This window comes from Flavobacterium yafengii, assembly GCF_030010375.1.
GTDB classification, from domain to species: Bacteria; Bacteroidota; Bacteroidia; order Flavobacteriales; family Flavobacteriaceae; genus Flavobacterium; species Flavobacterium yafengii.
Window position 1 is genome coordinate 1358563 of sequence record NZ_JASCRY010000001.1, and the last position, 12710, is coordinate 1371272.

Sequence of the window (12710 nt, forward strand, 5' to 3'; positions counted from 1 at the left end):
TATTTTTTTGAATTCATTTTATTTCTCATTAGTCAATATCTTTGCTGTATTATGACCAACTTTATTCTAATCTTTGTTTTTTTATTCCTGGGCATTGTATTGCAAAATGTAAAAGCATTTCCTGTTGTAAATGTTTACAAGCTATTAAACAAGATTGTTATTTATATCTGTCTTCCAGCTTTGGCTTTGTACTATATTCCAAAAATAAAGTGGAGTACTGAATTGCTTTTGCCAATTGGTGTATCATGGATTGGGTTTGTCGTTTCGTATTTGTTTTTCAGTTTTTTAGGAAGCAAATTTGGATGGTCTAAAAAACTCATAGGATGTTTAATTATAACTGCCGGTTTGGGAAATACTTCTTTTTTAGGTTTTCCAATAATTGAAGCATTATACGGAGAAGAAGGTTTGAAAACGGCTATTTTAGTGGATCAACCCGGCTCTTTTGTCGTGCTTTCTACATTGGCAATTCTTGTGGCAACCTTATATTCTAGTGGCAATCCAAATGGTTTTCAAATTGCCAAAAAAATTATTTTTTTTCCACCATTTATAACTTTTTTGCTAGCCTGTTTGATGAATGTTTTTAATGTTGATTTTCATGAATATATTCAGATTCTATTGCAAAAACTGGGAAGTGGTGTGACTCCGTTGGCTTTGCTTTCTGTTGGTTTGCAACTGCATTTTGATAGGAAAAGCCAGCATTGGAAGTTTTTAGGACTGGGTCTTTTGTATAAATTAATATTGACTCCGGCTCTTATTTACGTATTGTATGTCGTAATTTTGCAACAGCATTCTAAAGTTATTCAAGTTGCCATAATGGAGTCTGCGATGGCACCCATGATTACAGCTTGTATTTTAGCGTCTACCCACGGTTTAAAGCCCCGTTTGTGTAGCATGATGATTGGTTTTGGAATTCCATTATCGTTTATCACCTTGTTATTTTGGTATTTTGTGGTTCAGTATGTTTAATTTTTCTGAAACTCATCAGAACCAATAATTAGTAATATAGTTTTTAAAAAATATGAATGCATCTCCTGATACTGTATCAAAAATAGATACGACTCCTATTGCGCAGCAAACCGTTTACTCTGTATTATTTTCTATCGCATTCGCCCATTTATTGAATGATTTACTACAAGCCGTTATTCCGGCTGCGTATCCTATTTTAAAAGAAAATTTCAATTTAACCTTCACACAAATCGGGTTAATAACCTTGGCGTATCAATTGGCGGCTTCTATATTACAGCCTTTGGTTGGTTTGTATACGGACAAAAGACCAAAGCCTTTTTCTCAAATTTTCGGAATGCTGTTTACTTTATCCGGAATCGTATGTTTATCGTATGCTTCCAGTTTTTCAATGATTATAATTTCGGTTGTTTTGGTTGGAATTGGTTCTTCCATTTTTCATCCCGAAGCTTCCCGAATCTCCTTTTTGGCATCTGGTGGAAAGCGTGGTTTGGCACAATCTATTTTTCAGTTGGGAGGCAATGCCGGAACAGCTATCGGCCCTTTGTTAGTCGCCTTAATTGTAGTTCCTAATTCACAATATTATATCATTTGGTTTGTGGTTGTTGCCATCATAGGATTGATTGTTTTGAGTAGAATTGCGCTGTGGTATCAAAACCATTTAAGTTTAAGAAGTGCAAAGAAAGCGGTAATCGATTTGCCTAATTTATCCCAAAAAAAGATTGTAATCTCAGTGGGAATTTTGTTGGTTTTGATATTTTCAAAATTCTTTTACATGGCTAGTATGTCCAGTTATTTTACGTTTTATTTAATCGAAAAATTTGGATTATCGGTTCAGGAAGCACAATTTCATTTGGTTTTATTTTTGGCTTCTTGTGCCATTGGAACCTTAATTGGAGGACCGTTAGGCGATAAATTCGGAAGAAAATATGTAATTTGGTTTTCGGTTTTGGGAGCAGCACCTTTTACTTTATTGTTGCCGTATGTCGATTTGTTTTGGACAGGCGTTTTATCAGTCTTAATTGGAATCATAATCTCCTCTGCATTTCCCGCAATCTTAGTTTATGCACAGGAATTATTGCCTAAAAAACTCGGAATGGTTTCCGGTCTTTTCTATGGTTTTGCTTTTGGAATGGGCGGTTTAGGTTCCGCTTTATTGGGAAATCTTGCAGATCACACCAGCATAACTTACGTGTATTATCTTTGCGCCTATTTGCCTTTGATAGGGATTATAGCGCTCTTTTTACCTAATTTAAAGAAAAAATAACACTTCTTTTCAGGAGCTTTTTCCTGCTCTGCACTGTATCTTTTGTTTTTTTAAGAAAAAAAACAAAAGGATGCCGTTGCGATCAGGGCTAGGGCATTTGTTTTCCTAATGGCATTTTTTGGAAGTATTGCTTTCTGGTTTTTATAAAAATTAGTACAATTTTAAGATTAGTTTCCTCCTTTATTGCTTTTATTTCAATAACTTACAGTGTTACTAATCAATAAAATTAATTACTATGGCAACATTACGATTAGGCGATATTGCTCCTGATTTTGAAGCAGAAACGTCACAAGGAAAAATAAAATTTCATGAATGGTTAGGAGATTCTTGGGGAGTTCTATTCTCCCATCCAGCTGATTTTACACCTGTTTGTACCACGGAGTTAGGTACAGTTGCAAATTATTATCCTGAATTTGAAAAACGAAATGTAAAAGTAATCGCATTGAGTGTCGATGGTGTCGATTCCCACATGGAGTGGATTAAAGACATCAATGAAACTCAAAATACAACTGTAAATTTCCCAATAATTGCCGATGAAGACAAGCAAGTTGCTGAATTATATGATATGATTCATCCCAATGCAAGTGAGAGTTTTACAGTGCGTTCCGTTTTTATAATTGGACCTGACAAGAAAATAAAATTAACGTTAACATATCCTGCATCAACCGGTAGAAATTTTGATGAATTATTGCGTGTAATTGACAGTTTGCAATTGACTGCTAAATACAGCGTAGCAACCCCTGCAAACTGGAAAGATGGTGATAAGGTGGTAATCTCGACAGCAGTTAAAGACGAAGATATTGCTGCTAAATTTCCAAAAGGCTACGAAAGAGTAAAACCATATTTAAGAATGACTCCACAGCCTAATAAATAGTAATTTTTAGTATATCTTTTGAATAGAAAAGCAGAATGAAAACAAATTCATTCTGCTTTTCTATTTTGTCAAAAGTATACTTTTTTATTTTTTATTGGTAATTAATAACCCGGAAATAATGATTCCCATGCTTATAATTTGGGTTAGTAAAATGGCTTGATTTAGAAAAAAATACGCCAAAATTCCACTGAATACAGGAATCAAATAATAAATTAAAGCTGTTTTTGAGGTTCCAATTAATCGAATGGCTTCGTTCCATAAATAAAATGAAATTAAGGAAGCGCAAATGCCAACGTATGTGGTAACCAAGACTGTTTTAGTGTCAAAAATCACTTTTTTATAATAAATATGTTCATACATATAAAAAGGAAACAGCAAAATTGTACCTATAACAAATACACTAAACAAAAATACTTTTGGTGTTAATTCATCTGGTTTTTGTCGCACTAGTATTGTGTAATAAGCAAAAAAGAAGCAAGCCACGAGCATCAATAAATCCCCAATCGTGAAGTTGATATGAAGTAATGCTTGTAAGGAACCTTTGGAAACAAGCACTAGAACTCCTGTGATTATGATTGCAATTCCCACTATTTTTATATTGGACACTTTCTCTTTAAAAATAATCCTAGAGAGGACAACAATAAATAATGGAATTGAAATAGCGATTAACGATAAGTTGACTGCACTTGTTGTTTTTCCTGCAAAGTATATCAGCGTATTAAAAATAGTGATGCCTAATACAGCCGTAAGCGTAAGATACCGAATGTGTTTCTTTACGATTTTGAAATTTTCAAGAGTACTTTTTATGGCAAATGGTGCCAAAACAATACAAGCAACAGTCCATCGCCAAAAAGCCAATCCAATAGGAGGAATATGACCTTTTATGCCACTGGCAATTACCATATTTACGGACCAAAGAAAGGTGGCTAATAGGGCAAATAAAACCCCTTTAGTGGTGTTGTTCATTAAATAAGACTGTTTATTTTGGCATATTGTAGTAACATAATGGTTTTTGCATCCTGCATTTGACCAGATTCAATCATAGTATACGCTTCGTCAAAAGTCATTTCCATCACATCTATATTTTCTTCTTCATGTTCCACTCCGCCACCGTCACTCACTTTCATAGATTCATCGTATTCACCAACAAATAAATATAATATTTCAGTTACGGCTCCTGGAGACATATAGGTTTCCATAACTTTTTTTACTTTAGAAATGCGGTATCCTGTTTCTTCTTCAGTTTCTCGAATGATGCATTGCTCCGGATTATCTTGGTCCAAAAGTCCTGCGCAAACCTCAATCATCATTCCGGTTTCATTTCCGTTAAGATACGTTGGCAAGCGAAACTGACGTGTTAGAATAACTGTTTTTTGTTGTGTGTTATAAAGTAAAATGGCAGCGCCGTTTCCTCTATCATAGACTTCTCTTTTTTGGGTAATCCAGGAGTCGTCTTTTTTTTGATAGTCAAAAGTTACTTTGTTTAAAATGTACCAATTGTCAGAGAGCAATTCGGTTTTTTCTATTTTAATAGTTGGATTTTTCATTCGGTTGGATTGGATTTTAAACTAAAAAAAACGCTCTGAATTTTCAGAGCGTTTCGTAATCTTATTTTAGAATAGTTTGCTTTCTGTCTGGACCTACAGAAACTATTTTGATAGGAACTTCCACTTCTTTTTCAATGAATGCAATGTATTCTTTCAACTCTGTCGGTAATTCATCATAGGTTGTCATACCAGTCAAATCTTGTTTCCATCCTTTGAAATCCTGATATACTGGAGTTACATTTTCTGGTTCGATGTTATAAGGGAAATGAGAAATTTTCTCTCCTTTATAATTGTATTCCGTACATACTTTTAAGGTTTCAAATCCTGAAAGTACATCACCTTTCATCATCATCAATTGCGTTACGCCATTAACCTGAACAGCGTATTTAAGCGCTACTAAGTCTAACCAGCCACAACGTCTTTGTCTTCCGGTTACAGATCCAAATTCATTTCCTACACGTGCCATAGTTGCGCCATCTTCGTCAAAAAGTTCAGTAGGGAACGGACCACTTCCTACGCGTGTTACATACGCTTTGAAAATTCCGTATACTTCCTTGATTTTATTTGGAGCAATCCCTAAACCGGTACAAGCACCAGCAGCGGTAGTGTTAGATGAAGTTACAAAAGGATACGTTCCAAAATCAACATCTAATAATGAACCTTGAGCACCTTCACATAATATTGATTTACCCGCTTTTTGAGCTTGGTGTAAATATTCTTCGCTATCGATAAAATCTAATTTTTTTAATTCTTCGATGGCTTCAAAAAATTCTTTTTCTAATTCTTCTAAATTGTATTGGATAGCAACATCATAGAATTTAATCATAGCTTCATGCTTGTCAGCCAAAGCTCTGTAACGATCTGCAAAATCTTCTAATTCAATATCACCTACACGAAGACCATTTCTTCCTGTTTTGTCCATATATGTTGGACCAATACCTTTTAATGTAGAACCAATTTTTGCTTTACCTTTAGAAGCCTCAGAAGCTGCATCTAATAAACGGTGTGTTGGTAAAATTAAATGTGCTTTTCTTGAAATGATTAATTTATTTTTAATGTCTAAATTAAATTTCTCAAGACCTTCAATTTCTTTTTGAAAAACAACAGGATCAATTACTACTCCATTTCCAATGATGTTTACAGCAGTTTTATGAAAAATACCAGAAGGAATAGTTCTAAGAACATGTTTTATTCCGTCAAATTCCAAAGTATGTCCTGCATTTGGACCTCCTTGAAAACGAGCGATAATATCATAATTTGAAGTTAGAACATCAACAATTTTTCCTTTTCCTTCATCTCCCCATTGTAATCCTAGTAATAAATCTACGGTCATTCTATCTGTTATTTTGTAGTTAGTGATATATTGAAGGGACAACTAGTAAGTTATCCTGTACTATTTTTGTTTTTTTATTCCATATAAATATAAGGAATGGTTGGTAATCTCTATGTCGAATATTTCTTCGATTGTTTTTTTGATACTTTGAATTCTTGGGTCACAAAACTCAATTACTTCGCCAGTATCAGTCATTATAATGTGATCGTGCTGTTTGTCAAAATATGATTTTTCATAATGTGCCTGATTTTGTCCAAATTGGTGTTTACGCACTAAAGCACAATCCAATAGCAATTCGATCGTGTTGTAAAGAGTTGCTCTACTCACACGATAGTTTTTATTTTTCATTTTGATATAAAGGTTTTCTACATCAAAATGTTCTTCGCTATCGTAAATTTCCTGAAGGATAGCATAACGTTCAGGAGTCTTGCGATGTCCTTTTTTTTCAAGATACATTGTAAAAACATTTTTTACAATTTCTTGGTTTTTGGTGTTATCTGTGGAAATGAGTGTCATATGCGGGCAAAGATAAATTTTTTAGTTTAAAGTATAAAGTTTAAGGTTTGTTTAGTTTCAAGTTTTTTAGTTTCACCTTGAATAAATTGAGATTTGAAACTAAAAACTAGATTTTTTTCTATGTTTTATAAACCCTTGTTACTTTATCGATTCCGTCAATTTTTTTGATGTTGTTGATCATTTTTTTCAAAATGGTATTGTTTTGAACAATTACCGCAACTTGACCATGAAAAATTCCTGCATCGGTACTCAAAGAAATACTCTGAATATTAACATGCATATTGTTCGAAATTACCTTTGTTAATTGGTTTGTGAGTCCTAAAACATCCATTCCGGTTATGTTAATGATGGCTTTGAATTCTTCTTGCGAAGAGTCAATCCATTTGGCTGTCATTATTCGGTAAGCATAGTTGGATTGCATCCCAATGGCGTTTGGACAATCTTTTTTATGCACTTTTATTCCTTCGTTAATCGTTACAAATCCAAATACATCATCACCAGGTATTGGGTTGCAGCAAGGCGATAATTTGTAATCCAGTTTGTCGTGTTCTTTTCCAAAAACAAGCATGTCGTAATTACTGCTTATGATTGGTTTATGAATGTCTTCGTCAGCAGTGCTTGGCGAACGTTTCATTTTATTTTTGAAAAAATTAATGAACGTATTACTCTTTTGTGCTGCGTAATCTTTGAGTTGTTGGTTTTCAATAGCGCCAATTCCCACTCTATAAAATAAATCTAAACTGGTTTTTAGTTTGAAAAAGTTAACCAATTCGTTAACTACTGATTCGTTTAACGTTATTTTTAAATGCTTTAGTTTTCGAGTAAGGAGTTCTTTTCCTTCCTCGCCAATTTTCTTGGTATTTTCGTTTAAAACATTTTTTATTTTCGTTTTGGCTCTGGAAGTGGTTACATAATCAAGCCAGTTGATTGTAGGTTTCTGATGTTGCGAGGTGATAACTTCAATCTGATCGCCACTTTTTAATTCGAAATTCAAAGGAACTAATTTCCCATTGACACGCGTTCCTCTGGTTCTAATTCCTATTTCAGAGTGAATACTGAAAGCAAAATCAAGTGAAGTGGCGCCTTTAGGCAATGATTTTATTTCTCCTTTTGGAGTAAATACAAAGATTTCTTTAGAATATAAATTCATTTTGAAATCTTCCACAAAATCTACTGCATTCGTTTCTGAATTTTCTAGCGCTTCTTTAAGTAAATTAAGCCATACATCCAAACCGCTTTCTTCAGTAGCACCGTTTTTATATTTGTAATGTGCTGCGTATCCTTTTTCGGCAATTTCATCCATGCGTTCACTTCGAACCTGCACTTCAACCCAGCGGCCTTTTGGTCCCATTACCGTAATATGCAGGGCTTCATAACCGGTGGATTTTGGTGACGAAATCCAGTCACGTAAACGACTTGGACTTGGTCTGTAATGATCTGTTACGATAGAATAGATCTTCCAGGCAAGAAATTTTTCGTCATGAGGATTTGATTTGTAAACGATTCGCAACGCAAATTTATCATATACTTCGTCGAAGCTAACGTTTTGCGCTTTCATTTTTCGACGAATAGAATAGATAGATTTTGGACGACCTTTTATAATGTACTCGATTCCTTCTTCATCCAAAGCTGTTTTTAGAACCGTAGTAATATCAGCAATGTAAGCATCTTGCTCTTCTTTGGTTTCTTTTATTTTACTTACAATATCATTGTATACTGCTGGCTCGGTGTATTTTAATCCTAAATCTTCAAGCTTTGTTTTGATGTTGTACAAACCCAGTCGATGCGCTAATGGTGCGTATATGTATAAAGTCTCCGATGCGATTTTAGTTTGTTTGTCTTCCTGCATCGATTCCATAGTCTGCATATTGTGCAAACGATCGGCTAGTTTGATCAGAATTACTCGAACGTCATCGTTCAGTGTAAGAATCATTTTTCTGAAATTCTCAGCCTGTAATGATGCATTCAAATCTTTTTGAACCATGGATATTTTTGTTAATCCCTCAACGATTTGAGCCACTTTAGGATTAAACAAACGTTCAATATCTTGAATAGTAGTTGGTGTGTCTTCAACCACATCATGCAATAATGCAGCAGCGATGGATGTAGCTCCCAAACCTATTTCGGAAGCAACAATTTTTGCCACAGCAATTGGGTGGAAGATATAGGCTTCACCAGATTTTCTGCGCTGCTCTTTATGAGCTTCTACGGAAACATCAAATGCTTTCCGGATTAATTTTTTGTCTTCAGGTGTTAAAGTTTGGTAACTTATGCGAAGCAATTCTTTATATTCTTGGGCAATTGCCTTGTTTTCTTTTTCTAAATCTATTTCTGTCATAACGGCATTGTTCATTTCCTAAAAATAAGAATAAGTTGGGAGATATGCAAATGTATATTTGAATTTTAAACGAAAGAAACTAGAGTTTGTTTTTAAATTTTTTAATCAAAAATCTAAAATCCTCTCTGTCTTTTGGCTTCAAAAATCAATATGGCAGCTGCAACCGAAACATTCATGGAATCGATCTCGCCTTGCATTGGAATAATAATATTTTGGGTCGCTGCTTTTCTCCATTCTTCCGTCAATCCAGTGGCTTCCGTTCCTACAACCAAAGCGGTTGGCGTAGTGTAATCTTGTGTGTGATAGTAAGTGGAGTTTTGTAAAGTAGCACAATAAAAATTGATTTTTCTTTCTTTCAAAAAGGCAATAATTTCAGAGGTAGTTCCGGTTGCAATTTGGTTGGTGAATAAACAGCCCACACTGGAACGCACAATATTTGGATTGTATAAATCGCTTTTTGGATTGGCGATAATTACCGCATCAAGATTAGCAGCATCGGCAGTACGAAGTAAAGCTCCAATGTTTCCGGGCTTTTCCGGTGCTTCGGCAATAAGAATCAATGGATTTTCAGATAATTTCAAATCAGATAATTGCAATGATTTGGTTTTGGCTACAGCCAAAATTCCTTCAGTAGTATCCCTATAGGCCAGTTTTTGATAAACTTCTTTATTGATTTCTATCAGTTCTGCATTTTTAGATAATTGACGGGCTTCGTCTTCGGAACAAATTTCAGGTAAAAACAACAGCCTTTCTATTTCGTAACCACCTTTGATGGCAATAGAAATTTCACGTTTTCCCTCAATTAAAAAGGTTCCGGATTGTTTACGAGCTTTTGCTTTTTCCTGCAATTGCACTAAAGATTTTATGTGTGGATTTTGTATCGAAGTGATTTGTTTCAAGAGGTACAACTATTTAATTTTTAGGAAACAAAGATACACAGAGAAAATTCAGTTTTCTATATTTGGATTCGAATATTTATCTGCTGTAATGAACCTTGATTAAATGTAGACAATAGGAGTTGGTTACACGAGTATTTTCTTTAATTTTGCCTGAATCATATGCAATTGATAGCATTCTTTTTATCCATTTTTAAATCCAAAAAACAGCATGTTCCATTTATTAGACATCATCGGTACGATGGCTTTTGCCATGTCTGGCGCTTTGACGGCAATGAATAAAAAAATGGACCCTTTTGGTGTATTTATTATTGCATTTGTAACTGCCGTGGGCGGTGGAACGTTGCGGGACATTATGATTGGGCGAACTCCAGTAGGATGGATGCTGGATTTAAAGTACGTTTATGTGATAATCATCGGGTTTGTATTGGCCATTATTTTTAGAAAAAAATTCGATCGATTGCGAACTTCTTTATTTTTATTTGACACTATTGGGTTGGGCGTTTTTACTTTAATAGGTCTCGAAAAAGGAATAAATATTGGACTTCATCCAGTCATTTGCGTAGCTTTAGGGACTATGACAGCTTGTTTTGGAGGCGTTATTCGAGATATTTTATGTACTGAAATTCCCGTTATTTTTAGAAGGGAAATTTATGCAACGATTTGTATTCTCGGTGGAATTGTTTTCTTCATCCTTCGGGAATTTAATTTAGAAAGTGATGTTTTATACTTAGCGACATCCTTAGTTATCATTTCGGTTCGTCTAATGGCGGTGAAATTCAAATGGTATTTATCACCTTTAGAGAATAAATAAAAAATGCTTAATTTCACGAAGTCTAAAATCAAATAGTGAAAAATTATTCAGTCAAACAATACCAGGAAAGCGATTATACAAATTGGAATGCCTTCATTGGTCAAGCCAAAAACGCTACCTTTTTATTTCACCGTGATTTTATGGAATACCATAACGATCGATTCGAGGATAATTCCTTGATTGTTTTTTATAAGGATAAATGGATTGGAGTTATGCCAGCGAATAAAGTTAGGAATGAAATTTTTTCGCATCAAGGATTGACTTATGGTGGCTTGGTTTATAGTGATAAGTCAAAATTGACAACTATAATCACCGCTTTCAGAGCTGTTTTATTGTTTCTAAATGACAATGAAATCAAGAAACTGCATCTGAAAACGATTCCACCTATTTATAATACTAAACCTGCCGAAGAAATTAAGTATGCTTTATTTTTGGCAGAAGCCAAATTGGTAAGACGAGATAGTTTATCGGTTATTGATTTGTCACAGAAAAATAATTTTTCAAAAATCAGAAAAAGAGGGATTCAAAAAGGGATTTTAAGTGGTTTGATAATCAAAGAAGAAGCGGTTTTTGAATCCTTCTGGAATGAAATATTGATTCCAAACTTGAATGAAAGACATAGAGCAAAACCGATTCATTCCATTGCAGAAATGAATCTTTTGAAAAGTCTTTTCCCTAATAATATCAGACAGTTTAATGTGTATTATAACAATAAAATTGTAGCAGGAACTACTGTTTTCGAAAGTGAAACGGTTGCGCATTGTCAATACATTTCTAAATATGAAAAAGATGAAAATCTTGGAAGTTTAGATTTTTTATATCATTTTTTGATTACAGAAGCTTTTGCTGAAAAGCGATTTTTTGATTTTGGAATTTCCAATGATGCGCAAGGAAAATTATTGAATGATGGATTGTCTTATTGGAAAGAAAGTTTCGGAGCCAGCACCATAGTTCATGATTTTTATGAAGTCAAGACGGCTAATTATGTTAAGCTAGATTCCTTTTTTACTAAATCAAAAAATATACTGACCGAATGATTTCATTTCTTGATTTAAAAAAAATAAACGAACCGTATGAAACTGCTTTTCAGGAAAAATTGAAAGCAGTTTTAGCCAATGGTTGGTATGTTTTAGGAAATGAAGTCAAGGAATTTGAATCTAGTTTTGCCAAGTATTGTGGTGCCAAATATTGCATCGGGACTGGAAATGGGTTAGATGCTTTAGTTTTGATTTTTAAGGGGTATATTCAACTTGGAAAATTGCAAAAAGGGGATGAAGTTATTGTTCCTGCAAATACTTATATTGCGAGTATTCTGGCTGTTTTACAAGCGGATTTAATTCCTGTTTTGGTCGAGCCAAAATTAGAAACCTACAACATCAATCCCGATTTAATTTCACAAAAGATTACTTCAAAAACCAAAGCAATTCTGGTAGTTCATCTTTACGGACAATTGGCAGAAATGGCTGCGATAAATGAAATTGCTGTTGCAAATAACTTGTTGGTTGTCGAAGATGCGGCGCAGGCTCATGGAGCAATTTTAGAAGTCGAAAGTCAAAAGTCGAAAGCCGAAAGTTTGGTCACGCATAAAATAATTCCTAAAACTCAAGCGTATAGTTTTTATCCCGGAAAAAATCTTGGCGCTTTAGGAGATGCTGGTGCTGTTACAACAAATGATTCGGAGTTAGCTAAAGTTATCGAATCGTTGCGAAACTATGGTTCGGAAACGAAATATTACAATGATTATATTGGAGTGAATTCACGATTAGATGAATTGCAAGCGGCTTTCCTTAATGTGAAATTGCCCCATTTAGATATTGAAAATGAACGCCGTAGAACAATTGCCAAACGTTATTTATCTGAAATTAAAAACGATAAAATAATAGTGCCAAATTGGGATTTATCAAATAATCATGTTTTTCATTTATTTGTCATTCGAACACAAAGCAGACTTGCTTTACAAGACTATTTACACCAAAATGGGATTCAAACGGTAATACATTATCCCATTCCACCTCACAATCAAAAAGCCTTATCATTTTTGAACCATTTGTCTTTTCCTATTACCCAAAAAATTCATGATGAAGTGTTGAGTTTGCCTATAAGTCCTGTTTTGACAATGGATGAGGTTAGTTTTATTATTGAAATTCTAAATAAATATTAAG

12 protein-coding genes are annotated in these 12710 nt (G+C 34.2%); 6 read left to right on the top strand and 6 right to left on the bottom strand.

Annotation, left to right across the window (positions count from 1 at the left end):
- Positions 1-51: 51 nt before the first annotated feature.
- From QLS97_RS05995 to QLS97_RS06005, 3 genes are all read left to right on the top strand, one after another.
- Positions 52-966: an AEC family transporter gene (locus QLS97_RS05995; protein ID WP_282714967.1), complete on the top strand. Its 915-nt coding sequence runs from the start codon at positions 52-54 to the stop codon at positions 964-966.
- Positions 967-1018: 52 nt separating this feature from the next.
- Complete coding sequence (locus QLS97_RS06000; protein WP_282714970.1) at positions 1019-2230, top strand: MFS transporter; 1212 nt, start codon at positions 1019-1021, stop codon at positions 2228-2230.
- A gap of 235 nt (positions 2231-2465) precedes the next feature.
- A complete protein-coding gene (locus QLS97_RS06005; protein WP_282714971.1) occupies positions 2466-3104 on the top strand; it encodes a peroxiredoxin in 639 nt (212 codons plus the stop codon).
- 84 nt (positions 3105-3188) lie between these two features.
- Here QLS97_RS06005 and QLS97_RS06010 read toward each other — a convergent pair whose 3' ends face one another.
- The 6 genes from QLS97_RS06010 to QLS97_RS06035 all read right to left on the bottom strand — a co-directional run bounded on the left by QLS97_RS06010 (position 3189) and on the right by QLS97_RS06035 (position 9737).
- Positions 3189-4070: a DMT family transporter gene (locus QLS97_RS06010; protein ID WP_282714974.1), complete on the bottom strand. Its 882-nt coding sequence runs from the start codon at positions 4068-4070 to the stop codon at positions 3189-3191.
- Positions 4070-4651 (bottom strand): GDP-mannose pyrophosphatase NudK, encoded by a 582-nt coding sequence (gene nudK / locus QLS97_RS06015; protein WP_282714976.1) that lies wholly within the window; start codon positions 4649-4651, stop codon positions 4070-4072. The genes QLS97_RS06010 and nudK overlap by 1 nt, the downstream gene beginning before the upstream one ends.
- A gap of 61 nt (positions 4652-4712) precedes the next feature.
- Positions 4713-5984 (bottom strand): adenylosuccinate synthase, encoded by a 1272-nt coding sequence (locus QLS97_RS06020; RefSeq protein ID WP_282714978.1) that lies wholly within the window; start codon positions 5982-5984, stop codon positions 4713-4715.
- Between the two features lie 60 nt (positions 5985-6044).
- The gene (locus QLS97_RS06025; protein ID WP_035670620.1) at positions 6045-6500 is read right to left on the bottom strand and encodes a Fur family transcriptional regulator; all 456 of its coding nucleotides are present in this window, start codon (positions 6498-6500) and stop codon (positions 6045-6047) included.
- A gap of 118 nt (positions 6501-6618) precedes the next feature.
- On the bottom strand, positions 6619-8838 hold the full coding sequence (locus tag QLS97_RS06030; protein ID WP_282714980.1) for a RelA/SpoT family protein: 2220 nt from the start codon (positions 8836-8838) through the stop codon (positions 6619-6621).
- 113 nt (positions 8839-8951) lie between these two features.
- Entirely contained in the window at positions 8952-9737 is a 786-nt protein-coding gene (locus tag QLS97_RS06035; RefSeq protein ID WP_282714982.1) for a TrmH family RNA methyltransferase, read from the bottom strand.
- 208 nt (positions 9738-9945) lie between these two features.
- On the opposite strand from QLS97_RS06035, the gene QLS97_RS06040 reads away from it, so the two are divergent.
- From QLS97_RS06040 to QLS97_RS06050, 3 genes are read left to right on the top strand one after another with little or no spacing between them, the layout of a single operon-like run.
- Positions 9946-10548 (top strand): trimeric intracellular cation channel family protein, encoded by a 603-nt coding sequence (locus QLS97_RS06040; RefSeq protein WP_282714984.1) that lies wholly within the window; start codon positions 9946-9948, stop codon positions 10546-10548.
- Positions 10549-10583: 35 nt separating this feature from the next.
- The gene (locus QLS97_RS06045; RefSeq protein ID WP_282714987.1) at positions 10584-11585 is read left to right on the top strand and encodes a GNAT family N-acetyltransferase; all 1002 of its coding nucleotides are present in this window, start codon (positions 10584-10586) and stop codon (positions 11583-11585) included.
- Complete coding sequence (locus QLS97_RS06050) at positions 11582-12709, top strand: DegT/DnrJ/EryC1/StrS family aminotransferase (RefSeq protein ID WP_282714989.1); 1128 nt, start codon at positions 11582-11584, stop codon at positions 12707-12709. Before QLS97_RS06045 ends, QLS97_RS06050 begins: the two co-directional genes overlap by 4 nt.
- Position 12710: the final 1 nt, after the last annotated feature.

Coding starts and splice junctions, on each gene's coding strand:
- QLS97_RS05995 (WP_282714967.1), top strand. CDS start 52: ATGACCAACTTTATTCTAATCTTTGTTTTTTTATTCCTGGGCATTGTA.
- QLS97_RS06000 (WP_282714970.1), top strand. CDS start 1,019: ATGAATGCATCTCCTGATACTGTATCAAAAATAGATACGACTCCTATT.
- QLS97_RS06005 (WP_282714971.1), top strand. CDS start 2,466: ATGGCAACATTACGATTAGGCGATATTGCTCCTGATTTTGAAGCAGAA.
- QLS97_RS06010 (WP_282714974.1), bottom strand. CDS start 4,070: ATGAACAACACCACTAAAGGGGTTTTATTTGCCCTATTAGCCACCTTT.
- nudK (WP_282714976.1), bottom strand. CDS start 4,651: ATGAAAAATCCAACTATTAAAATAGAAAAAACCGAATTGCTCTCTGAC.
- QLS97_RS06020 (WP_282714978.1), bottom strand. CDS start 5,984: ATGACCGTAGATTTATTACTAGGATTACAATGGGGAGATGAAGGAAAA.
- QLS97_RS06025 (WP_035670620.1), bottom strand. CDS start 6,500: ATGACACTCATTTCCACAGATAACACCAAAAACCAAGAAATTGTAAAA.
- QLS97_RS06030 (WP_282714980.1), bottom strand. CDS start 8,838: ATGACAGAAATAGATTTAGAAAAAGAAAACAAGGCAATTGCCCAAGAA.
- QLS97_RS06040 (WP_282714984.1), top strand. CDS start 9,946: ATGTTCCATTTATTAGACATCATCGGTACGATGGCTTTTGCCATGTCT.
- QLS97_RS06050 (WP_282714989.1), top strand. CDS start 11,582: ATGATTTCATTTCTTGATTTAAAAAAAATAAACGAACCGTATGAAACT.